The organism is Lutibacter sp., assembly GCF_046055765.1.
Classification (GTDB): Bacteria; Bacteroidota; Bacteroidia; order Flavobacteriales; family Flavobacteriaceae; genus Lutibacter.
Genome location: NZ_JASFZF010000018.1, coordinates 1 through 23065 on the forward strand (window position 1 = coordinate 1; position 23065 = coordinate 23065).

Consider the following 23065-nt stretch of genomic DNA (forward strand, 5'->3'; position numbering starts at 1 on the left):
CTGAATATCAATACAAGAATTTGAAGCTCCAGTATCTAAAATAAATCGACCATTAACACCATTTAAAGTAGCTTTGAGTTCAAAATGGTTTGTATTAATTTTTTTAAGTTTTATGATAGTATATCCTTTTCTTAAAAGAATGCGACTTAGTTTCATGGGCTATGTATTTCGACCAAATTTAACATTTTTTAAAAGAAAATACCCCATTATTAAAACGATTCCGACAATAAAAATCCATACAAAACGGAAGTCTTTATCATCTATTGAAGTTACATCTCCAATGTACACAAAACTAGCCCAATAATATGGTGATTTTTTACTGGCAGAAATAGTTTTATTATCTATATAAGATAATTTTGAATTGTGCAATGCACCTGCTTTGTTTCCTGATTTTTTGTAGTTAATATAGAAATCCGATATTAATTTCTCTGTAGATTTATCATTAACTTTCCACAAAGAAACTAGTAAATTTTTTACACCTGCATAAGAAAAACCTCTAGCTAAACTCATTGCACCTTCTCCTTTTCTTAAAGTTCCCAAACCTGTTTCGCAAGCACTTAATACTAATAAATCTGTTTGTAAATTGTAACCGTAAATTTCAGGTAAGTACAACGTTTCATTATAAAATTCAATTGCTGGCGGCACATAAAAGTCGCCTGCAGAAGCATGTGTAGACAAATGTATTATTGAATAGTCTTCAGCGTATTTATTAAAATTACTTTTAGAAGCATTTGCTTTTAATAAGAAATTACCATCAATTGTGTTTTCAATACTTTTTGCTTCTTGCAATGTGTAATTTAACTCAGATAAATTTCTATGGTTGTCCTCAAAAACCGGAAAAAACCCAATAAAAGTATCATTCTTGGTTTCAATTATTTTATTTTTTTGTAGTAAAATGGCAGCAGAATAAGCATAACTTATTGAGATTTCATTAATTAAATACGGTAATTTTTCAAAATTAGTAATAGTTGTTTCTTCAGTAATTAGGGCATCAAAAGGAATAAATGAAAATATTCCATCAGGTACAATAATGGTGTTTTTATTTAATTTAAAATTGAATAATTTTATAAATAATTTAAATCCTAACGTTGTATATTTTGGGACATTATTTTGCAAATCCGTTCCTCTACTATCAGAAAATAAGTTTAAAAACTCAGAAACTAACAAGTTAAATCTATCATCTTTTTTAATCTTCTCAAGATTCTTTGGTTTTCCCTTTGAAACTGAAAAAACATATATATTCCTTTTCCCATCAAAAAATTCAATGAATAATTCATTGTTTAATAATAGTTTCGCTTCAATCTCTTTAAACGTAATTAAAGAATTTTTTTGAACTTTTAAAATTGGATATTTTAACTGAATTTTTTGATTTAACAATTGAAGCTCATTAGAAATTTCATTTCGTTGTTCTATAAAGTTAGCTAACAATTTAATTGAAGCATTTTCACCCTTTAATTCCTCAATTACAATACTCTTATTAAGTTGAGTTTTTTTTAAGTTCAAACTTTCTTCGACATCAAACAAACTATCCTTTTTAATAATTGATTTTAAAAAAGATGTTTCTTTTTCCTCTAATAACACAACCGATTTTGATTGTTCAGCATATTGAAATCCTTTTTCAATCCAATCAGAATTATTCATTTTTTGATACATTTCATAACACAATTCAATACAATTTTCACTTCTATTTCTGTTTTCTTGCTGCTGAATTAATTTAGCATTTTGTGTTAAATAAGTTACTCTCAATTTATCTTCAACCTTAAACGCTAAATCATAATTTTTAAGTGCTTTTTCATAGTTATTTAATTGAATAAATATAGTTGCTCTTCCATCTAAAGCTTCTTTTATGGTATTTTCAGAATAAAAATATGTTGCTAATGGGTCTTCAAACTCTGAAACTGGATTGTATTTTGGAAACAGTGTACTTAGCGATTTCTGATAAGTGCTCAGTGCTTTTTTATACTGCTGCTGCTCTTTGTAAACTGCCGCTATTTGATTATAAATTTTAGCAACCTCACGGTTGTTTTTTCCGAAAACAATTTTCGCTAATTTTAGTGCCTTTTTAAAAGTTATCAATGCGGTGTCAAATTGCTTTTCACTAAAAAAGCAATTCCCTAATGTAATAAAATTTCTAGTTGAAATAGAAACTTCATTTTCAATATTTAATTTAATTGATAATTGAATATCTTTTTTTGCTTGTTCTATATTATCCAAAAACAAATAATTAATTGCTAAGTCTGAATGCAACCTAGATTTTATTTGTGAATTATTACTTAATTTTAACCCTAACTTTAAATACGTTACAGCATTTGTATATGCACCTTTTGTTCTGTAAACTATTGCTAAATTTGAATAACCCGCTATTAATTGATTCGTTTTATTTTTTTTTTGGGCTTTATCAATCGTGATTTTTAAAATATCTTCAGCTCTATCAACATCACCTAATCTTGTATAATTATTAGCCAAAGGCTTTAAACAATATTCAATAATGTTATAATTAGATAGGTGGTTTTTTGTGTAAACTGCATACGCATTTTCATATTGAAGTATTGATTGATTTATAAACCCAAATTGTTTTAATTGAAAAGCGTAATTCACGTAAAAATATAATAGTGCAGTACTTTCTTTTTTATTACTTGAGACTCTCCAAAGATTGGATTGTACACTTTTAAAAATAGAGAGATTCTCTATCGATGGGTTTTTAGCAAATTCATCTAAATGCACATAAATATATTCAGAATAATTGTCTTGCTGTTTAAGTAATTTAATCCTATTTTTAAAACGCTCATCCGTTTTTTGAGCGGCAACAATTATTGAAAAAATAAAGAATAGAAGTGTTATCTTTTTATTCAGCATCTTACTAAATTAAATTTTCCAAATTGCATAAAAATGAAGTTGAGAATGTGGTACATTTAAATTATAAATATAACGCACACCAACACTTGGCCCAATTCTAGAAGCTCCAATAGTTATATCTCCAAAAATACCATATCTAATATCGCTAAATGAAGATTTACTTTCTACAGTTTTTGTTTCGTTAAGCACATCAATTGGATCACCAACAATATCTTTTAAATACGTAAAATAACTTGAATTTGTTGTGCTATTAATTTTATTAGAAATATCAAATGATAGTTGAGGACCGACTCCAACACCAATAATTCCATTTAAATTATATCGAAATGAAACTGGCACAATATCAATATTTAATTTTGTAATTTCTGAAGTTGTATCATCAAATCTAATTGCACTATCAATTATAGCGCCCTGAGTGTCAATTGGTCCAATAATTTCACTCGCACTTTTAAAATTTGCAAATTCATGAGTTGAAATCATAATTTCGGCTTGCAAGTATTTTTTATACGATTTATATGGTGAAATGGTAGCTCCAACAAAATAACTTTTAGAGCCTTTTACATCTAAATAGCTATTATAACCCGATTTTACACCAATTGAAATTCCTGGTGAAAAACGCGATGTTGATGTGTTTGTAATTATTGGCTCATTTTTATCAAAGATAATTTCAGTTTTACTTTTTGATTTTTGCTTATGAAAATCCTTTCCAAATTTCATAGAATATTTTACAAATCCTTTGGTAGAATCTTTATCATGAACTCCTTTTTGTGCAGTTCCGGGCAAATAAATATTTTTAAATTGAAAAGAAATTTGATCTTTTGAAATAACAGTATCTAAACAACTATATCGCACTTCTTCATCAGGACAAATTGGACATTTAGGATACATATCTAAAACCTTTAATGTAGATTTATCTAACATTTCAGGAATATTCACATTTAATTTTATCAATCTAGCTGGTCCTTCACCATCATTTTGAAAACGAACTTTATATTTCAATCGTTTAAAGCGAACCAACCTATAATTTAAACGTGTATCATACACCGCCATTTTATTTGGATCGTGTGAAGTTACAATTTCCATTTCTTTAGTTAACACTTTATGAGAATCATTCCCTCGTTCAGGTACATAAATACTTCTAATTGAAATTACTGCACTGGTATCTTTCAACATTTCAGGTGTTGTTTTAAAGCTAAAAAATATAGTACGTTCTTCTTTAGATTCTAAATTATCAACTTCATAAATTTTCACATCTTGATAATAGTTTTTTGCTTCTTCTAATGTTAATGGCAAATTCTGTTTTAACGTATCATTTACTATTAATTTTTCATTTATAAATGTTGAAACCCCTGTAGTTTGTATAAATTCATTTTTCGAAATATATCGTTCATTATTAGCAATTATTTCTGAAGGAATTTCATTTTCATTGTGGTGTAATCGAACATCAACTAAGTCGAAATTTTTAGCTTTGTATTTCTTTTCATTAAAAAACACATAAACTTTACCATTGGTTGGATATTCTTTCACGTTTCCATAACTTAAAACCAATTGTATTTCTTCATCTGGAACAGGATCTCTATTAGTTTGTAATCTAAATCCATTGTGCGCTGAAATTAAATGATAATTTTCATTTTCTGAAACATCAAACTTTTCTTCATTTATAGTAACTTCTTTAGGTCTTGTTCTTGGCGGCTTACCATCATCATAATTATTAGTAACCGAAAGTTGTGCTTTATAGTTTCCTTTATTTTTATACGTGTGTTTTGGCGCTTCTTCAAAACTATAATTACCATCTCCAAATTCCCAATAATAGGTGTAAAATGCTTTTGGAGCACCTGAAATTTGATTTAATTGTGGTGTTTCTGGATGAAACGAAACTTTATTCCCATTTACTGAATAAACGATAGATGCAACTCTTGTAATTGTATCATTTTCAATTACTTGTGCGTAAAATAAAGTATGAAACAATAGTAAAAACAGTAATAAAAAATAATTTTTCATAGTTTGTAATTTAAACAAATATAAAAAAAGCATTTAAGTTTTGATAAAACAGTACATAAACATTGGTTAAAAAAGACAATTAAAAAGAGACTTCCCCAAAGTGGGAAGCCTCTTTATAGCAATTAACCTATTTCTAACTGTTCTCTAATTGCAATATTTTAAGGTAAATCATTAATTAATATTTCTAAAGCTGCTTGTGTAATTGGGCTTAAACTAGATATTACTTCTATATGCTCATCTACAATTGTTGTTCCTTGAATTGCATAGTTTAATTGTCCGTCTATTTCAGCAACCATAATAATGTGTACTTCTAATCCAATTGGAATTAATCCGTAATGTTCTGTAAACATTTCTAAATCTGTATTATACACATCCATTCTAGCTAAAGCTGTTGGTTCACCATCGTATGATAAGTACACTGCACAATTATCTTGATTAAATTCAGCTGGCACATCAATAAATAATTCGGTTTTTGGTCCTGTAAAACTGTACCATCTATCTAAGTTTGTCCATCCAAAGTCACCAATATCATAATTGTATGTTGCAAATTCACCAGCTGCGCCTTGTCCATCTCTTATTTGTGCATCATCATTTTCACCATCACCATCTTCATCAGTTTCTACCCAATCTCCATCTGTATCATCATCACCTCTAAAAATTTGCATTCCACCATCTAAATCTGCAAAATCAACTGGACGACTTTGTACTGATGCCATTTCTAACAATTCTAAACTATTTACACCTTGCTCTGCATCAATATAAAATTCACCTGCCGATTTTAAGGCTTCTTTATCACCATTATCTCTCATTCCTAAAGTAGATTTATCTTTTAATAACATTGAAGCTTTATCATAAATTTCAATTAATTTTACAGTTACATTTCCTGTTACAGGCGTTCCGTTTAATCCAAATGAGTTTGGTTGAAAAGTTACTTGCGTCCCTTCTGTTCCTGTAATAACACCACCTATAGCAGCATCTAAAATAAATTCTTGTAAAGCATCTGCTCTATTATCTTCAAAGCGGGCTACCAATGCTGCACCATCTGGTTGTGGTTCTAAAACTTCATCTTTATTATCAATACAACTTGAAAAAAATACAAGAATTGATAATACCATTACATTTTTAAAAATTCGACTCACAACTTTACTATTATTTAAGTTTGTGAAATTTTGTTTTTGTGTATTCATAATTATTTAATTTTAATAGTTTTTAAATTTGTGTTACACTAACATATCAACAGGTTTTGGTTTTTGTTACCCTTTTTTCTGAAAAAAATTTTAAATTAGCTACATCTAACCATTTTAAATGAGTCAAAAACCACACACAGATCATATATATATTGAAGCTTTGTTGAAAAACGATAGTAGAGTTCTTTCTAAAATTTATGAGCAATTTTCATATAAAATTGTTTCGTATGTGAAAAAAAATAGTGGAAATGCAGATGATGCGCAGGATATTATTCAGGAAACTTTAGTTACCATTTATCATCAGGCAAAAGACAAAGGCTTTATACTTACTTGCCCTTTTGATGCTTACTTCTATTTATTATGTAAAAGACGATGGTTAAATGAACTTAAAAAAAGAGGAAAAAATAGGGTAACAAATTTAGAAGATGATACATCTATTACTGAAGAGCAAGAACAACAAGTTGAAGAAACTGAAATTTTTGAGCAACAACAGCAGCTTTTCGAATTAAAATTTAAAGAATTAGGTACAAAATGTCAAAAATTATTAAAAGCCGCCTTTAAAATTAAATCGATGGAGAAAGTTGCTGAAATTTTAGGCGTTTCTTATGGTTATGCTCGCAAGAAGAAATCACAATGTATAGGTAAATTAACGCAGCTTGTGAAAAATTCGAAGGAATTTCATCAACTAAAAAGGTTTTAAAATGAAAACAAATAATTACATAACGTTTGATAAATATTTAGCCAAAGAATTAACAACGGTTGAATTAAAATCTTTTGAAGATAAATTAAAATCAAATGCCGATTTTAAACAAGAATTTGAAATTTATAAAAACTTAGAAACTTCATTAAAGTCGAAATTTAATACTGAAAAAGAATTAGCATTACGTAAAACCTTATCAAATTTAGGTTCAGAATATATAAAAGAAAAAAAATCAAATAAAAAGAAAGGCAAACTAATTTCATTAATTAATTATAAACAATTAATGGTTGCTGCAAGTGTAGCTTTGTTAATTGGATTTTTCTTATTTAATAATGGAAATCCGGTTTATAGTGATTTTTCAAACCATAACTCATTAGAATTAGCAGTTAGAGGTGAAAACAATGATGCTATTTCAAAAGCCGAAAAAGCTTTTAATTCTAAAAATTATAAAGAAGCTTTAACGTATTTAATGCAGTTATCAACTTCTAACGATATTGAAATAGAACTGTATAAAGGAATTTGTTTTCTTGAATTAAATAGCTATGCCGATGCCGATATTATTTTTGACAAAATTAGTAGCGGAAATTCAGCATTTAAAAATACAGCAACTTGGTATAAAGCATTAAGTATGTTAAAACAAAAACAGTTTGAAGCTTGTAAATACGTTTTAAAAACTATTCCAGAAAGTGCTGATGAATTTGTACAAGCTGAAAAATTATTGAATAAATTAAAGTAAGAGAAAAAATTCTAATTGCTATTTTTCTTTAAATAGTACGGTAACAATTTATTTTTTCCATGCTCAAATCGTGTGTGGCAATTATCAATTTCACCTTCATATTTTAATTCGTTTGGCACCCCTAAATTAAAAATACCTTTCCCTTTTGCCATTTTCTCTAATCTATAAATAGCTTTAAAAGATAATTTTAGGTACAAAGGTTCTAGGATCTCACACTGCTCAATTTTACCATATTTTAAATCCCATAATTTTGCTTTTTTACCTTTTATAATTTCTTTAGAAAAGTAAACTTTCTTTAGCAATGGAAATGCAAATTTAAATACTATTTGCGAACCATTATTAGCAAATAATACAATTTCTTTATTTCTGACAATAAGAAAACGAATTAAAAAATTGTCCATTTTTGATAATTGTTTAGCGGCAATAGATGCAATTCCTACACCTTTTATTTCATGACCTTTCTTTTTCCTCTCTTTATCAAACCAACTATAAAAATCTCTAATTTGACTAATAGTTCTATATTTTAAATTTCCGTTTTTAACCAATAAATTAAAAACATTCGCTTTACTCCAAACTTCGGTTTGCTTTTTTCGGTCTTTCTTCAACCAACAACCATTAAGTAATCTCTGGTTTCCTGTTTCAATTTGATAAGCTTTTTGTGATTTCCATTCTTGAGCATGGGAATACTCAATAACAAGGAGCGTAATTACAATAATTATATATTTTATTTTCATTAATCCATAGGTATTTAATCATAAACCAAAGTAGTTATAAAATGGGTCTCAGTGTCAGAAATTTCAATAAAAAGATTTACAATCTTTTAATTACTTTTGTGCAATGATAATTACCGACACACACACACATTTATACAGCGAACAATTTGATGAAGATAGAAATGAGATGGTACAACGCGCCATAGATGCTGGTGTTTCTCGTTTTTTTGTTCCAGCAATAGATTCTACCTACATAAATGCTATGCTAGAGTTGGAAAAAGCATTTCCTAACAATACTTTTTTAATGATGGGGTTACATCCAACACATGTAAAAGAAAATGTTACTGAAGAATTGGCTTTTGTGAAAAAATGGCTCGATAAACGAACTTTTTATGCCGTTGGCGAAATTGGTATTGATTTGTATTGGGATAACACATTTTTAAAAGAACAACAATTCGCTTTTAAAACTCAAATTGAATGGGCTAAAGAAAAAAACTTACCAATTATTATTCATTGTAGAGATGCTTTTAATGAAATTTTTGAAGTTTTAGAAGCTGTAAGTGATGATAAACTCTTTGGTATTTTTCACTGTTTTACTGGAAATTTAGAACAAGCAAAAAAAGCAATATCCTACAATATGAAACTTGGAATTGGTGGTGTTGTAACTTTTAAAAATGGAAAAATAGACCAATTTTTAAGTGAAATTCCACTAGAACATATTGTATTGGAGACTGACGCCCCTTATTTAGCTCCAACTCCATTTAGAGGAAAAAGAAATGAAAGCAGTTATATTACTAAAGTAGTAGATAAATTAGCTGATATTTATAAAATAAGTTCAGAAGAAATTGCTAAAATAACCACTCAAAACTCAAAAAATATTTTTGGAATCTAATCAAATTACATATTATAAAACACCTATTGGTACCGCTAAAATTAAAGGCAATGAAAACGGTATTCAATCTATTACGGTGTTAGACGATAAAATTGAAACTTCAGCTAATGTTCCTCAATCACTTCAAACATGTGTACAACAATTAGAAGAATATTTTAACGGGACTAGAACTGAATTTAAGTTGAAATTAAATCCTCAAGGAACCGATTTTCAAAAACGAGTTTGGAATGAACTTTTAAATGTTTCTTTCGGAAAAACGCGCAATTATCTAGAACAATCTAAAAAAGTAGGTAACCCAAAAGCCATTAGAGCAGTAGCTTCAGCAAATGGTAAAAATCCTATTTGGATTGTAATTCCTTGTCATAGAATTATTGGTAGCGATGGTTCATTAACTGGTTACGCTGGTGGTTTATGGCGTAAAAAATGGTTGTTAGCACACGAAAGTCCCTCACCACAACAATCATTATTTTAAACTATATTTAACATTGCAATGTTAGTTTAAAAAATGAAAAAAGGTTTACTACTCTTATTGGTACTTTTAATTAGCGTTTCAATACATGCTCAAATTCAATCCGAAAATGCTCATTTAAAGTCGTTTTTGATAAAAAATGATACCTTAAAAATAGATACGATTAGTATTAGTCCTTTTAACTTTAAAGTATTTTCAAATAAAAATATTGAAATTGACACTTCAAAATATAGTGTTGATTTTTCAAAGGCATTATTATTTTTTAAGAAAGAAAATCTAACTAAATTTTCAAAAATTAAAATTCAATACACTTCTTACCCAACATTTTTAACTAAGAATTATTTTAAATTCGACAAAAAATTAATTGTTCCAAAAGCTACCAATCAAACACAATTGTATAGCTTAACTAGTAACGAAAAAAAATTACCTTTTAAACCTTTTAACGGTTTAAATACTGTTGGTCATATTACCCGTGGGGTTACTATTGGAAACAATCAAAACTCTGTTGTAAACTCTACATTAGATTTACAAATTGCAGGTAAATTATCTGATAAAGTGACTTTAAAAGCTTCAATAGTAGATACAAATTTACCCATTCAAGAAAACGGAAACACTTATAAATTAAATGAATTTGACCGTGTTTTTATAGAATTATCTAGCGATAAATGGCAAATTTATGCTGGTGATATTTATTTAAATAATAGCGAAACTAATTTCCTTAGATTTAATAAAAAAGTATCTGGATTGGCCGTAAGTGCAAGTATAAAAAAAGAGAATTCAGAACTTAAAATTGAAACTTCAGGAGCAATTGTTAAGGGAAAATACAAAAAAGTACAATTTAATGGTCAGGAAGGAAATCAAGGTCCTTATAAATTATCAGATTTAAATACCAATACCTATATTTTAATTTTATCAGGAACAGAACAAATTTATGCGAATGGAAGATTATTAAAGCGTGGTGAAAACAACGATTACACCATAGATTATAACACTGCTGAAATTACATTTAGCACAACTTTTCCACTAACTGCTGATATGCGAATTACTGCCGAATATCAATTTACAGATAGAGTTTATACACGTTTTGTAACTTATAATAATGTAACTTACAAGAGTGATAAATTGAGTGTTAGTGGCTATTTTTATAATGAAAACGATCTTAAAAATCAACCTTTAGAACAAGGTCTAAGTAACGAACAAAAACAAATTTTAGCCAACGCTGGAAATGATAGTAATGCAATGGTAACACCTTCTGCGTTTATTGATACGTTTTCTGAAGATAAAATTTTGTATAAAAAAACATTTATTGGTATTGATGAAGTTTTTGAATATTCTACCAATGAAAATGATGAATTGTACAACGTAATTTTTACGTATGTTGGAGAAAATTTAGGAAGTTATCATTTAAAAGATGTGATTGCTACTGGAAAAATATTTGAATATATCGGTGAAAATTCAGGGAATTATAATCCTGTAATTCAATTAATTGCACCAAATAAATTACAAATTGCTGTTTTTAAAGCTTCCTACAATCCAACAGAAAAAACTTCTATTCACGCAGAAACAGCTTTTAGTAATAATGATGAAAATTTATTTTCAACTATAGATAATTCAACCAATACTGGCTTGGCTACAAAATTTAGTTGGGAACAAGTTATTTTTCAAAAAAAATGGCAACTAAAAAGCAATTTAAAATTTGATTTCATTCATAAAGACTTCAAAAGTATTGAACGAATTCAAGCTATTGAATTTAATAGAGATTGGAATATAGAAACTACCATTGGCAATCAAAAATTAATAAGTACCACTTTGTCACTTTCAAACCAAAAAAATAATAGTGTTAATTATGAGTTTTCAAACTTAGAATTTAGTGATTATTTTAAAGGAAACAAACATCACCTTTTTGGAAATTTGAGTCATAAAAACTTTTCATTTAATTTTAATAGCAGTTTATTAAATAGTAAAACAACTACTGAAAAAGGTACTTTTTTAAGATATTATTTAAATTCTAAATACAACTTGAAAAAAAGCTGGTTTGGAGTTACTTTAAACGCAGAAAAAAATGAACAGACTTCAATTTTTACTCAAACATTATCAAATTTAAGTCATAAATTTAATGAAATTGAAACATTTTTTGGTGTTGGAGATTCTACAAAAGTGTACACGCAAATTGGTGTCAACTTTAGAACAACTGACAGTATTCAAAATACTAAATTTGAACAAGTAAATACCTCTAATACATTTTATTTAAAATCTAGTTTCATAAATTCTGAAACAGCTAATTTAAACGCGTATATAAATTATAGAACCGTTAAAAATGCGAATTTTAAAGATGAAGAATCCCTCAATTCAAAAATAGTTTACAAACAACAATTATTTCATCAGTTTTTAACTTTTAATATGGTGTATCAAACACTTTCAGGGACGTTACCTCAACAAGATTTTACGTACCTAAAAACTGAACCCGGACAAGGTTTTTACACTTGGATTGATTATAATGAAAATGGTGTTAAAGAATTAAATGAGTTTGAAATTGCACAATTTTCAGATCAAGCTGAATATTTACGAATAATTTTACCAACGGTGGATTATATTGCCACGTATCAAAATAAATTTACACAAACTATTTCCATAAATCCACAACAGTGGAATTCAAAAAAAGGAATAAAAAAATTAGCCTCTCATTTTTACAATCAAACGTTTATACTAATTGATAGCAAACAGCAAAAAATGACAAAGAAATTCAATTTAAATCCGTTTGATATTACTAATGAAAATTTACTGGGTTTAAATTTCAACTTAAACAATGGCTTGTACTTTAACAAAGGGAAAAAGAACTTTTCTACCACATACAGATTTATTAAATCTCAAAACAAAACTACGACAACTATAGACAATTTAGAAAATAAAATTGAATTACATCAACTTCAATTTGAACATAAATTAGGTGATTTTTGGCAAGTAAATTTTGATGTAAGCACCTCTAAAAACAATACAAATTCATTAAATTACAGTAATAGAAATTATAATTTAAACAACTCTAAATTGCTCCCTAAACTATCTTATTACTATACTGAAAAATCATATTTTTCAGTATTTTATGAGCATAAAAACAAAGAAAACAGTATTGGAGATTTAGAAGTTCTAAAATCTGATAAATTAGGGGGAATATTAAATTACAGAAACAATGAAAAAAATAATTTAAAAGCTGAATTTAATTTTTTTAAAAATAATTTTGAAGGTGTTTCCCACTCACCAGTTGCTTACCAAATGTTAGAAGGGTTGCAACCAGGAAAAAATTATACGTGGAGTTTATTATTTCAACGAAAATTAAATTCATATTTAAATTTAAATATCAATTATTTAGGCCGTAAAAGTGAAACTTCAAAAACAATTCATACAGGAACTGTTCAATTAAAAGCATTTTTTTAATAATTATGTTTTTTGGTTTAATATTTGCTATTATCTTTACTTTTAAATTAAACTTATAAACTATGAAAAAAATCACACTAGTCGTAATATTATGTCTTAGTAGTATCTCCATTTTTGCTCAACAAAACGATAAAGAGTACTCTTTAATGAAAAACGAAGTGAAAATTAACATGTCTAACTTAATTGCCTTTAAGTTTCTTGATGTTGGTTATGAAAAAATACTAAATGAAGAATCAACAATAGGTGTTAATGTTCTTTTTAACCTTGATAAAAATTCTGACTCTAGTGATTTTGATGAATATAGGACCTTTTCAATTACACCATATTATAGACATTTTTTCTCTAATAAATATGCCGCTGGTTTTTTTGTTGAAGTATTTACAATGCTTCACTCTGGAGAGGAAGAACTAGATACACTTTATACTGATTTTCCCCCTTATGAATCTTTTACAAACTCTGAAAAATACACTGATTTTGCTGTTGGGGTATCTGCAGGTGCTAAATTTGTTTCAAAACGAGGGTTTGTTGCAGAAATTTATCTTGGAATTGGTAGAGATCTCCTAAACAACCACGATTTTGAAGTAGTTGGAAGAGGTGGTGTAGCTATTGGTTACAGATTTTAAAATCTCATCTTATAAAATAAAAAATGTTTAAAAACTCTAATTTTCGTCAACCTGAACTCGTTTCAGGTTCTCATAATAATTACAATACGAATGATGAGATTCTGAAATAACACTTCAACAAGCTCAGTGTGACATTTTCAGAATGATGGGTTAAAGTTTTTAAACACTTCAATATATCTTGAAATTCTATTTATTACATTTTCATTAACCAGTTTTTAATGGCAACATCTTCTTTAATAATAGAATGAAGTTCCGTTATTTTTACTCTTTTTTGTTGCATCGTATCTCTATAACGAATAGTTACAGAATTATCATTTAAAGTATCGTGATCAACTGTAATACAAAATGGCGTTCCTACTGCATCTTGTCTTCTATAACGTCTTCCAATTGCATCTTTTTCATCATAAGCAACATTGAAATCCCATTTTAAATCTTCTACAATTTTACGAGCAACTTCAGGTAAACCATCTTTTTTAACCAATGGTAAAATAGCTGCTTTAGTTGGCGCTAAAACCGATGGTAATCTTAAAACCGTACGTGTAGTTCCATTTTCTAATTCTTCTTCTTGTAATGAATTTGAAAATACCGCTAAAAACATTCTGTCTAAACCAATAGAAGTTTCAACAACATACGGTATATAATGTTCGTTAATCTCCGGATCAAAATATTGTAATTTTTTACCTGAGTGTTTTTCATGACTTGATAAATCAAAATCTGTTCTTGAATGAATTCCTTCTAATTCTTTAAATCCGAAGGGGAATTTAAACTCTATATCTGAAGCTGCATCAGCGTAATGTGCTAATTTTTCGTGGTCATGAAAACGATAATTATCTTTTCCCATCCCTAATGATAAGTGCCATTTTAAACGTGTTTCTTTCCACTGTTCATACCATTCTTTTTGAGTGCCAGGACGTACAAAAAATTGCATTTCCATTTGTTCAAATTCGCGCATACGAAAAATAAATTGACGTGCAACGATCTCATTTCTAAATGCTTTACCCGTTTGTGCAATTCCAAAAGGAATTTTCATTCTACCCGTTTTTTGTACATTTAAAAAATTCACAAAAATACCTTGAGCTGTTTCAGGACGTAAATATAAATCCATTGCCGTATCTGCTGATGCACCTAATTTAGTTCCAAACATAAGGTTAAACTGCTTCACATCTGTCCAATTTTTAGAACCTGAAATAGGACATCCAATTCCTAATTCTTCTATCAATAATTTTACATCGGCTAAATCTTCATTTTCTAGAGATTTACCCATACGTTGTAAAATAGCATTACCCTTTTCTTTATAACCAACTACTCTTGGATTGGTGGCTAAAAATTGTTCTTTATCAAAAGATTCACCAAAACGTTTTGCTGCTTTTGTTACTTCTTTTTCAATTTTAGCATCTAATTTTCCAACATAGTCTTCAATTAAAACATCAGCTCTATATCTTTTTTTAGAATCTTTATTATCAATTAAAGGATCGTTAAAAGCATCTACATGGCCAGAAGCTTTCCAAATTTTTGGATGCATAAAAATTGCAGTGTCTAAACCTACAATATTTTCGTGCATTTGTACCATTGCTTTCCACCAGTAATTTCTAATATTTTTCTTTAGCTCTACACCGTTTTGAGCGTAGTCATAAACGGCGCTTAAACCATCATAAATTTCACTAGATTGGAATACAAACCCGTACTCTTTAGCGTGTGAAACTACCTTTTTAAATTTATCGTCTTGATTTGCCATTTTGCAAAAATAGGAAAGGTTTTAATACTAAAAAATAAAAAAGTGGAAATAGCCGAAACTATTTCCACCCAATTAACATTAAATAATACTAATCTGGAGTTACTTACTTTACTTTAGGGTAATATTAGTTGCTCCAACAAATTTATTTTCTATGTAAATATTTACTGTATGAAGACCTTTTTCAACATAATCTCTATTTACTTCAACTAGAGAAATAATGTCAACTGCTTCATTTAAATAATTTACAATAGTTTGGTCGCTATAACTTACTTGAGTATCATTTATAGTTAATTCTCCTTTACTTGCTACTGTAAGTCCTTTTGAATTTACTATTTGAATATAAACCTGACGCTCACCTTGTTCACTTATTTCGTTTTTTGCAATGGTAAAGTTAATTCTAAAAGCATCGGTATTTTTAGCTCTTGAAGTTTCAACTAATTTTCCATTATTACGCTCTCTCATTGCTAGTACTTTAGCTTTATTTACTTTTAAAACTGAACCAATTGCTACTTTTTCTGATAAACTTAAATTTTGAGAAGTTAAAGTATCATTTTTAGCTAATTGACTAGAAATTTTAACATTTGCACTATCTAAATCAATAGTTAATAACTGATTTACACCTGTTAAAGAATCTGTCATAAAAAACAAGCGTCTGTTTGTTTCTTCTAATTTTGCAATTTGTTTTCTATAACGTCTTATTAAACTGTAATTGGTTGCTTTTAATCCTTTAATTGAATCTCTTAAAGCAACAATTCTATCTCTTTCTATAGATAATTCACTAGATAAGGAAGTGTTTTGCCCAATAGCTTCTTCATACTTTACAATCATATTGTCTAAATTTCCTTCAATCTCCATTTTTTCTTCTTCAATTGCATCTGTCAGCTTTTTATGTTCTGTATTGTTATAAAAAGTATATGCTACAACTGCGAGTAATAAAACTGCTAAAACGATAACAATTATTTTACTATTTGATTTCTTATTTTCTTCCATTATTCCTTAATTTGTTTATTTACTTTAATTTATTATTCAACGCTAAATGCAAAAATAAATTATAATAGAACCAATAAATAATTTTGAGGTGTTTTTTTTAGGAATTCTAAAGTTACATTATAAAAACTATATTTCATAATATTAAGATTCATTTTTAATTCAATTTTATGTATTTTTAAAAAAATTATTGTTGTGAAATTTTTGAAAGATATTATTAATATTTTCTTTCCTGAAGTTTGTTTGTGTTGTAATGAGCATTTAACAACTAATGAAAATACAATTTGTATTAATTGTAGACATGATTTGCCTTTAACTAATTTCAGTTTTGAAAAAAATAATTTAGTTGAAAAATCATTCTTTGGAAGATTCCCAATTGAAAATGCAACAGCATTATTTTATTTTTTTAAAAAAGGGAAGGTTCAACAATTAATTCATGAACTTAAATATAATAAACAGCAGCAAGTTGGTTGTTTTATAGGGAATTGGTTAGGATTAGAAATGACAGAAAGTACTAGATTTAAAAATATTGATTATATAATTCCTGTTCCTCTTCACAAAAAGAAATTAAAAACAAGAGGTTATAATCAAGTTGCTACTTTTGGTAAAAGTTTATCAGAAAAACTGAACATTTCATACCATGAAACTTTTCTAATAAAAGTATCAGCAACTAAAACACAAACCAAAAAAATACGTTTAGATCGTTGGAAAAATGTACAGGAATTATTTGTAGTTCAACATAAAAACAACTTAAAAAATAAGCATATTTTATTAATTGATGATATTATTACAACAGGTGCCACGCTTGAAGCTTGTTGTAAAGCTTTTAAGAACATAGAAGGTTTAAAAATAAGTATTGCTTGTATGGCATATACTAAATAATTTATATTCATAAAATACAAAATAATCTAGAGCGTTATTTAAATAAATTAATTGTTATTTTGCACTAAATTTAGTTGCATAAATTATGAGTTATAAAATTCTATTAATAGTAGTACTTAGTTTATTATTAACTAACTGTGCAAAAAGAGGTAGACCAACTGGTGGACCTTTAGATAGTATTGCCCCAATATTAGTCAGTGCAAACCCAAAACATGAATCTATAAATTTTAAAGCAAAAAAAATTAAAATTTATTTTGATGAGTATATTAAATTAAAAAATGTTACTAAACAATTAGTTATTTCTCCTCCGCAAAAAAATGCCCCTATAATTTCTCCTCTTGGAACTGCCAGTAAGTTAATTACCATAGAAATTTTAGATACCCTAGATCTTAATACTACTTACGCTTTTAATTTTGGAAATAGTATTGTTGATAATAATGAAGAAAATAAACTAGGGAATTTTAAATATGTCTTTTCTACAGGTACTTATATCGATTCATTAAATTTAACTGGAGAAGTTAATGACCCCATTTTAAAAGAGTCGGTTAAAGGAATTGATGTGATGTTATATGAATATAATGATACGTTTACAGATTCCATTATTTTCAAAGAAAAACCTCGTTATATTGCCAATACCTTAGATAGTACTTTGTTTGATATTACAAATTTACGTGCTGGAAAATACTTACTTATTGCCTTAAATGACGCTAATGGAAATAAAATTTATAATCCAGAAATAGATAAAATTGGGTTTGTAGAGGATACCATCACTATTCCTACCGATAATAAATATAACTTTTCAATATTTAAAGAGGTTCCTCAATTGAAAGTCATAAAACCTAAAGAAGTTACCAAAGGCCATCTTATTTTTGGCTATAAAGGAAATGCCAAAAATTTAAATATTACTCTTTTAACTAAAACACCTACTAATTTTAAATCTGAAATTAACTTCGAAAAAGATAAAGACACTATTAATTATTGGTATTCTGAAATTGAAATAGACTCTCTAAATTTTTTAGTTTCAAAGGGTGATTATTCTGAAGAGTTTACCGTAAAAACTAGAACTTCAAAACTTGATTCATTAATTGTTAATAAAAGTACAAGCAGTGTATTACACCTAAAAGACACCTTTTCATTATCAACCAATATTCCAATTATTAACGTTGATAAATCATTAATAAATATAGAAGACCAAGACTCTACAGCTGTAGATTTTAATTTAATTCTATCTGAATCTAAAACAAAATTATATCTAGATTTCGAAAAAAAACACAACTCAAAATATAATTTTACGTTATTACCAAAAACAATAACTGATATTTTTGGAGTTTCAAACGATTCATTATCATTTCAATTAACAACAAAAAATCCAGAAAATTATGGATTGCTTAACCTTGACTTACAAAGCGATAAAAAAACTTATTTTATTGTTGAATTAATTGACAGTAAAGGTTCAGTAATTAGAACCAAAAAATTAAATAAACCACAAATAGTAACTTTTAATTTATTACCCCCTGGAAATTACTTGATAAGAGTTACTATTGATGAAAATAAAAATGGTATTTGGGATACTGGAGATTTTATAAGTAAACGTCAACCTGAAATAATTAAATATTTTGAAAAAGATTTAGTAATAAGAGCAAATTGGGGAGAAAACGAAATATTTATACTAAAATAACTTCAATTTAGTTTATGAATATTATTAGTTTAAAAAATTCATTACTTTTGATACATCTAAAACCCTTATTTTGAGTAACCTTCATAAAATACTAATTCCCTTTTTGTGCTTCTTTGTAATTACAACAGTAAAAGGACAAGACAGAAGTAGCCATGAAATTGGTTTTATTTCTGGAGCAGCCTCGTTTACAACCGATTATGGAACTCGATATAATTTTTCAAGTAATGTTGGAGGTAATATTGGGATGGGTATAGGTTTAATATATTACTTAAATTTTTCTGACTACAGATATATATGGGATCAACGTACAAATTACTTTGCTGAGCATTTTAGAATAAGAGCTGAATTATCCTACATGTCAGCCAATTTAGATCATTTTGGTAAATGGATAGATATTATAGATAAAAATACCGGAGTGCTATCTCTAGGTGCTCAACAACTTCGTGCAATGCATGGTAAAACAACTATTGTAAACTTTGGTACTCAATTAGAGTTTCATATAGTTGATATTGTAGATTTTGGCTCTCGTAGAATTCCTGATTTACAATGGTCTCCTTATGTAAGTGCTGGTTTTATGGTTGATTATTATAATCCTGATTTAAAAATTGATGAACCGTATGATTTATTTCCAAAGTGGGCAGTAGATGGTGCAACAAACATGAAATCTAATTTTACTGGATCACTAACTTTTGGTATAGGAACAAGACATAAATTAGGAGAATACTCAGATATATTGATTGAGTCTCGTTGGCAATACTTTTTTTCAAATTTTGTTGATGGTTTAAATGCAAGAGACGATTCTGCCAATAAATTTAATGATTGGCTCTTGTGGGTACATGTTGGTTATGTTTATTACCTAAATTAGGCTTAAAGCTTGCTCTAAATCAGCTAATAAATCATCTTTATCTTCAATACCAACACTTAATCTAACTAAAGAATCAACAACACCTGTTTTTTCTCTTTCTACTTTTGGAATAGAAGCATGAGTCATACTTGCTGGATGTCCTGATAATGACTCTACGCCACCTAATGATTCTGCTAAAGTGAATATTTTTAAGTTTTCTACTATTTTAAAAGCATCTTTAATGTTATTCCCTTTGGTAACAAACGAAACCATTCCTCCAAAATCTCTCATTTGCTTTTTAGCAATTTCATGATTTGGGTGGTTTTTAAAACCAGGCCAATATACATTTTCAATTTTAGGATGTTTTGCTAAAAATTCTGCAACTGCTTTTCCATTTTCACAATGACGTTGCATACGAACATGTAAAGTTTTTATGCCTCTCAACACTAAAAAACTATCCATTGGACCACAAACAGCTCCGCAAGAATTTTGAATAAAATATAATTTATCTGCTAATTTTTTATCATTTACAATTAAAGCACCCATTACAACATCACTATGACCTCCTAAATATTTAGTAGCCGAGTGCATTACAATATCGACTCCTAAATCTAATGGATTTTGTAAATATGGAGTTGCAAAAGTATTATCAACAGCTAATAAAACTTGATGTTTTTTAGCAACATTAGAAACTGCTTCAATATCTATAATATTCATCATTGGATTTGTTGGAGTTTCAACCCAAATAAGTTTTGTTTTTTCTGAAATAAATTCTTCAATTTTATCTGCATTTTCCATTCCTATAAAATGAAATTTAATACCATAATTCTCAAATATTTTTGTGAATATTCTATAAGAACCACCATACAAATCGCTTGTTGAAATTACTTCATCTCCAGGGCTTAACAACTTTATAACACAATCTATAGCTGCTAATCCTGAACCAAAAGCCAAACCGAAATTTCCGTTTTCAATGCTTGCAAAAGCGTTTTCAAGTGCTGTTCGAGTTGGGTTTCCTGTTCTTGAATACTCATATCCTTTATGGTCTCCTGGTGAAGCCTGAGCATAAGTTGATGTTTGGTAAATTGGTGGCATTACAGCCCCTGTTGAAGGGTCATGTTGTTGTTTCCCGTGGATTACTTTTGTATTGAATTTCATAATAAACTATTTTCTATTCAGGATATGTTTGAAGGCAAATGTACTTATTCTTTACTTAACTTTTTAATTAATTTACCAACGGTTAATCCTTGCCCTATAATAGAAAAAACAACAATTATATAAGTAATTACTAAAAATAAATCTCTATGCATTTCTTGTGTTAAACTTAATGCCAATGCAATAGAAATTCCGCCGCGCAAACCTCCCCAAGTCATAATTAAATTAGTATTTGGAATAAAGTTTAATTTTTTGGCATACAATTTAATAGGTAACATTAACGATAAATAACGTGCTAATAATAAGGTTGGTACACATAATAAACCTGCTAAAATATATTGATTCTTATACGTTAAAACCAACATCTCCATCCCAATCATTACAAATAAAACGGTATTTAAAAGTATATCTACTAATTCCCAAAATTTATCTACATATTGCTCAGTTATTTTACTCATAGAGGTTTCTCTAATGGTATCATGACCAACAAATAATCCTGTAATTACCATTGCTAATGGTGCTGACAAATGAAGATATTGAGCTAAAACTGTTCCTCCCATAACGGCTGCTACTGTAATTATTACCTCCACATCATAATCATCTATAGATTTTAATAGCCGATACGTAATCCAACCCAGTAATAAACCTAGTATTATCCCTCCAACAACTTCAAACAAAAACATTTCGGCAACATGACCAAATGTTAGTGAACTTCCTCCTTTAGCAATTTGATAAATTGTTAAAAAAACAACAACGCCAATTCCATCATTAAATAAAGATTCTCCAACAATTTTTGTTTCTAGTTTTTTCGGTGCGCCCACTTGTTTTAAAATACCTAATACCGCAATTGGATCGGTTGGAGAAATTAACGCCCCAAACAGTAAGCAATAAATAAAATCAATATGTAAACCAACTACTTTTAGAATATAATATGAAAATACACCAACCAATAATGTAGAGATAAGCGTACTAAATGTAGCAAATATTAGAACCGGTTTTCGTTGTACTTTGAGCTGTTGAAAATTGGTATGTAATGCTCCTGCAAATAATAAAAAACTTAACATTACATCTAATAGAACAGTCTGAAAATCTATTTGTGCTATCAATAATTTTTCCTGCTCCAATAGTGCATCGTTAAAAAGGCTTGTTGCTAAAACTAAAAGTGTGAAAATTATGGTAATTACCATTAAACCAATGGTAGTTGGCAATTTTAAAAACCTTACATTTAAATAACCAAAAAGTGCCGAAATAACAATTAAAATAGAGACTACTGCAAATAAACTCATTTTATATAAATTTTAATAATTGTAAAATAATTCCCAAGTGAATTCCTTCATGGTAATTATTAAATATTACTCCATCCTCAATACTGTTTAACGTGATTTCTACACTTGTTTTGTATTCAATATATTTTTTAAATATTCCTTTTGAGTAATCTTCTTCTAAAATTTCAGGTAAGGATATAAATTGCTTTTTAATGGCTTCAAATTCATTTTCAGATATTGAATATGTTGGAGCAGTTCCTTTTTGGAAGTTATGTATCATTTCTTCAGAAACTAAGCACTCTAAACCTGATAACTTATAACACAATAATTGTTGTGTAACAACTAAATGTGTGATATTCCAAGCTATACTATTTTTAAATCTTTCAGGAATTTTATTTAATTGTTCTATCGTACAATTTTCAATTGCTTTTAAGGTAAGTTGTCTAGATTTTTTTAAGATATTAATTTCTTGCTGCATTATTTTTTGATTTTTTATTAAAAGTATTCAAATTTAAAATAAAAACGCATTAATTTTACTTAAACACATTTTATTAAAGTAATGAAAAAAATATATCACTTAAAAACCTGTGACACTTGTAGGAGAATGTTAAAAGAAATGGATATTACCAGCTATACTTTACAAGAAATAAAAACTAAGCCTATTACTGCAAAACAGCTAGATGAATTGTATAAACTAACGAATAGTTACGAAGTTTTATTTAGCAGAAGAGCTAAAAAATATAAACAAATGGATTTGAAAAGCCAGGTATTAACTGAAAAAGATTATCGACAATTAATACTTGATGAATATACTTTTTTAAAACGCCCGGTAATAATTAATAACAACGAAGTTTATGTAGGAAATACTAAAAAAAGAGTTGATGTTTTAAATATCTAAAACTTTAAAACA

At 28.0% G+C, this 23065-nt stretch carries 19 protein-coding genes; 10 read left to right on the forward strand and 9 right to left on the reverse strand.

From position 1 onward, the window contains the following. Positions 1 to 159: 159 nt before the first annotated feature. The 3 genes from QM495_RS01815 to QM495_RS01825 all read right to left on the reverse strand — a co-directional run bounded on the left by QM495_RS01815 (position 160) and on the right by QM495_RS01825 (position 6044). Positions 160 to 2856 carry a CHAT domain-containing protein gene (locus QM495_RS01815; RefSeq protein ID WP_408670398.1) on the reverse strand — a complete coding sequence of 899 codons (2697 nt, stop codon included), beginning with the start codon at positions 2854 to 2856 and terminating at the stop codon, positions 160 to 162. 9 nt (positions 2857 to 2865) lie between these two features. Further along, positions 2866 to 4857, reverse strand: coding sequence for a PKD domain-containing protein (locus QM495_RS01820; RefSeq protein WP_408670399.1), 1992 nt, complete (start codon positions 4855 to 4857; stop codon positions 2866 to 2868). Positions 4858 to 5015: 158 nt separating this feature from the next. Next, the gene (locus QM495_RS01825; protein ID WP_408670400.1) at positions 5016 to 6044 is read right to left on the reverse strand and encodes a hypothetical protein; all 1029 of its coding nucleotides are present in this window, start codon (positions 6042 to 6044) and stop codon (positions 5016 to 5018) included. Between the two features lie 118 nt (positions 6045 to 6162). Here QM495_RS01825 and QM495_RS01830 point away from each other — a divergent pair, with 118 nt between their 5' ends. Together QM495_RS01830 and QM495_RS01835 are read left to right on the forward strand one after the other, a co-directional pair. After that, positions 6163 to 6744 (forward strand): RNA polymerase sigma factor, encoded by a 582-nt coding sequence (locus QM495_RS01830; protein ID WP_408670401.1) that lies wholly within the window; start codon positions 6163 to 6165, stop codon positions 6742 to 6744. Between the two features lies 1 nt (position 6745). Further along, positions 6746 to 7480, forward strand: a complete 735-nt coding sequence (locus QM495_RS01835; protein WP_408670402.1) for a tetratricopeptide repeat protein — start codon at positions 6746 to 6748, stop codon at positions 7478 to 7480. Between the two features lie 11 nt (positions 7481 to 7491). Here QM495_RS01835 and QM495_RS01840 read toward each other — a convergent pair whose 3' ends face one another. Continuing rightward, positions 7492 to 8214: a hypothetical protein gene (locus QM495_RS01840; protein ID WP_408670403.1), complete on the reverse strand. Its 723-nt coding sequence runs from the start codon at positions 8212 to 8214 to the stop codon at positions 7492 to 7494. 103 nt (positions 8215 to 8317) lie between these two features. Here QM495_RS01840 and QM495_RS01845 point away from each other — a divergent pair, with 103 nt between their 5' ends. The 4 genes from QM495_RS01845 (at position 8318) to QM495_RS01860 (ending at position 13609) form a co-directional block, all read left to right on the forward strand. After that, positions 8318 to 9085 (forward strand): TatD family hydrolase, encoded by a 768-nt coding sequence (locus tag QM495_RS01845; protein WP_408670404.1) that lies wholly within the window; start codon positions 8318 to 8320, stop codon positions 9083 to 9085. After that, entirely contained in the window at positions 9075 to 9557 is a 483-nt protein-coding gene (locus QM495_RS01850; RefSeq protein ID WP_408670405.1) for a methylated-DNA--[protein]-cysteine S-methyltransferase, read from the forward strand. The genes QM495_RS01845 and QM495_RS01850 overlap by 11 nt, the downstream gene beginning before the upstream one ends. Before the next feature lie 33 nt (positions 9558 to 9590). Continuing rightward, the gene (locus tag QM495_RS01855) at positions 9591 to 12986 is read left to right on the forward strand and encodes a hypothetical protein (protein WP_408670406.1); all 3396 of its coding nucleotides are present in this window, start codon (positions 9591 to 9593) and stop codon (positions 12984 to 12986) included. A gap of 62 nt (positions 12987 to 13048) precedes the next feature. Further along, a complete protein-coding gene (locus tag QM495_RS01860) occupies positions 13049 to 13609 on the forward strand; it encodes a DUF3575 domain-containing protein (RefSeq protein WP_408670407.1) in 561 nt (186 codons plus the stop codon). 193 nt (positions 13610 to 13802) lie between these two features. Here QM495_RS01860 and QM495_RS01865 read toward each other — a convergent pair whose 3' ends face one another. Both QM495_RS01865 and QM495_RS01870 read right to left on the reverse strand, forming a co-directional pair. Then, positions 13803 to 15344, reverse strand: a complete 1542-nt coding sequence (locus tag QM495_RS01865; RefSeq protein WP_408670408.1) for a glycine--tRNA ligase — start codon at positions 15342 to 15344, stop codon at positions 13803 to 13805. 108 nt (positions 15345 to 15452) lie between these two features. After that, the gene (locus tag QM495_RS01870; RefSeq protein WP_408670409.1) at positions 15453 to 16334 is read right to left on the reverse strand and encodes a hypothetical protein; all 882 of its coding nucleotides are present in this window, start codon (positions 16332 to 16334) and stop codon (positions 15453 to 15455) included. 192 nt (positions 16335 to 16526) lie between these two features. On the opposite strand from QM495_RS01870, the gene QM495_RS01875 reads away from it, so the two are divergent. The 3 genes from QM495_RS01875 (at position 16527) to QM495_RS01885 (ending at position 19756) form a co-directional block, all read left to right on the forward strand. Next, on the forward strand, positions 16527 to 17213 hold the full coding sequence (locus QM495_RS01875; RefSeq protein ID WP_408670410.1) for a ComF family protein: 687 nt from the start codon (positions 16527 to 16529) through the stop codon (positions 17211 to 17213). 85 nt (positions 17214 to 17298) lie between these two features. Further along, on the forward strand, positions 17299 to 18891 hold the full coding sequence (locus QM495_RS01880; protein WP_408670411.1) for an Ig-like domain-containing protein: 1593 nt from the start codon (positions 17299 to 17301) through the stop codon (positions 18889 to 18891). Between the two features lie 70 nt (positions 18892 to 18961). After that, positions 18962 to 19756, forward strand: coding sequence for a THC0290_0291 family protein (locus QM495_RS01885; RefSeq protein WP_408670412.1), 795 nt, complete (start codon positions 18962 to 18964; stop codon positions 19754 to 19756). Here the strand turns inward: QM495_RS01885 and QM495_RS01890 are convergent. From QM495_RS01890 to QM495_RS01900, 3 genes are read right to left on the reverse strand one after another with little or no spacing between them, the layout of a single operon-like run. Continuing rightward, entirely contained in the window at positions 19748 to 20893 is a 1146-nt protein-coding gene (locus QM495_RS01890) for a cystathionine gamma-synthase (RefSeq protein ID WP_408670413.1), read from the reverse strand. The genes QM495_RS01885 and QM495_RS01890 overlap by 9 nt on opposite strands. A 44-nt stretch (positions 20894 to 20937) precedes the next feature. Continuing rightward, complete coding sequence (locus tag QM495_RS01895; protein WP_408670414.1) at positions 20938 to 22176, reverse strand: cation:proton antiporter; 1239 nt, start codon at positions 22174 to 22176, stop codon at positions 20938 to 20940. A gap of 1 nt (position 22177) precedes the next feature. After that, the gene (locus QM495_RS01900; protein ID WP_408670415.1) at positions 22178 to 22633 is read right to left on the reverse strand and encodes a DinB family protein; all 456 of its coding nucleotides are present in this window, start codon (positions 22631 to 22633) and stop codon (positions 22178 to 22180) included. 81 nt (positions 22634 to 22714) lie between these two features. Between QM495_RS01900 and QM495_RS01905 the strand changes: the two genes are divergently transcribed. Beyond that, positions 22715 to 23053 (forward strand): arsenate reductase family protein, encoded by a 339-nt coding sequence (locus tag QM495_RS01905; RefSeq protein WP_408670416.1) that lies wholly within the window; start codon positions 22715 to 22717, stop codon positions 23051 to 23053. The last annotated feature ends 12 nt before the right edge of the window (positions 23054 to 23065 follow it).

Excerpts from the sequence above, each read along its gene's own strand:
- QM495_RS01815 (WP_408670398.1), bottom strand. The coding sequence starts at position 2,856 with ATGCTGAATAAAAAGATAACACTTCTATTCTTTATTTTTTCAATAATT.
- QM495_RS01855 (WP_408670406.1), top strand. The coding sequence starts at position 9,591 with ATGAAAAAAGGTTTACTACTCTTATTGGTACTTTTAATTAGCGTTTCA.
- QM495_RS01820 (WP_408670399.1), bottom strand. The coding sequence starts at position 4,857 with ATGAAAAATTATTTTTTATTACTGTTTTTACTATTGTTTCATACTTTA.
- QM495_RS01895 (WP_408670414.1), bottom strand. The coding sequence starts at position 22,176 with ATGAGTTTATTTGCAGTAGTCTCTATTTTAATTGTTATTTCGGCACTT.
- QM495_RS01860 (WP_408670407.1), top strand. The coding sequence starts at position 13,049 with ATGAAAAAAATCACACTAGTCGTAATATTATGTCTTAGTAGTATCTCC.
- QM495_RS01830 (WP_408670401.1), top strand. The coding sequence starts at position 6,163 with ATGAGTCAAAAACCACACACAGATCATATATATATTGAAGCTTTGTTG.
- QM495_RS01825 (WP_408670400.1), bottom strand. The coding sequence starts at position 6,044 with ATGAATACACAAAAACAAAATTTCACAAACTTAAATAATAGTAAAGTT.
- QM495_RS01890 (WP_408670413.1), bottom strand. The coding sequence starts at position 20,893 with ATGAAATTCAATACAAAAGTAATCCACGGGAAACAACAACATGACCCT.
- QM495_RS01845 (WP_408670404.1), top strand. The coding sequence starts at position 8,318 with ATGATAATTACCGACACACACACACATTTATACAGCGAACAATTTGAT.
- QM495_RS01865 (WP_408670408.1), bottom strand. The coding sequence starts at position 15,344 with ATGGCAAATCAAGACGATAAATTTAAAAAGGTAGTTTCACACGCTAAA.
- QM495_RS01870 (WP_408670409.1), bottom strand. The coding sequence starts at position 16,334 with ATGGAAGAAAATAAGAAATCAAATAGTAAAATAATTGTTATCGTTTTA.
- QM495_RS01905 (WP_408670416.1), top strand. The coding sequence starts at position 22,715 with ATGAAAAAAATATATCACTTAAAAACCTGTGACACTTGTAGGAGAATG.
- QM495_RS01880 (WP_408670411.1), top strand. The coding sequence starts at position 17,299 with ATGAGTTATAAAATTCTATTAATAGTAGTACTTAGTTTATTATTAACT.
- QM495_RS01835 (WP_408670402.1), top strand. The coding sequence starts at position 6,746 with ATGAAAACAAATAATTACATAACGTTTGATAAATATTTAGCCAAAGAA.
- QM495_RS01840 (WP_408670403.1), bottom strand. The coding sequence starts at position 8,214 with ATGAAAATAAAATATATAATTATTGTAATTACGCTCCTTGTTATTGAG.
- QM495_RS01900 (WP_408670415.1), bottom strand. The coding sequence starts at position 22,633 with ATGCAGCAAGAAATTAATATCTTAAAAAAATCTAGACAACTTACCTTA.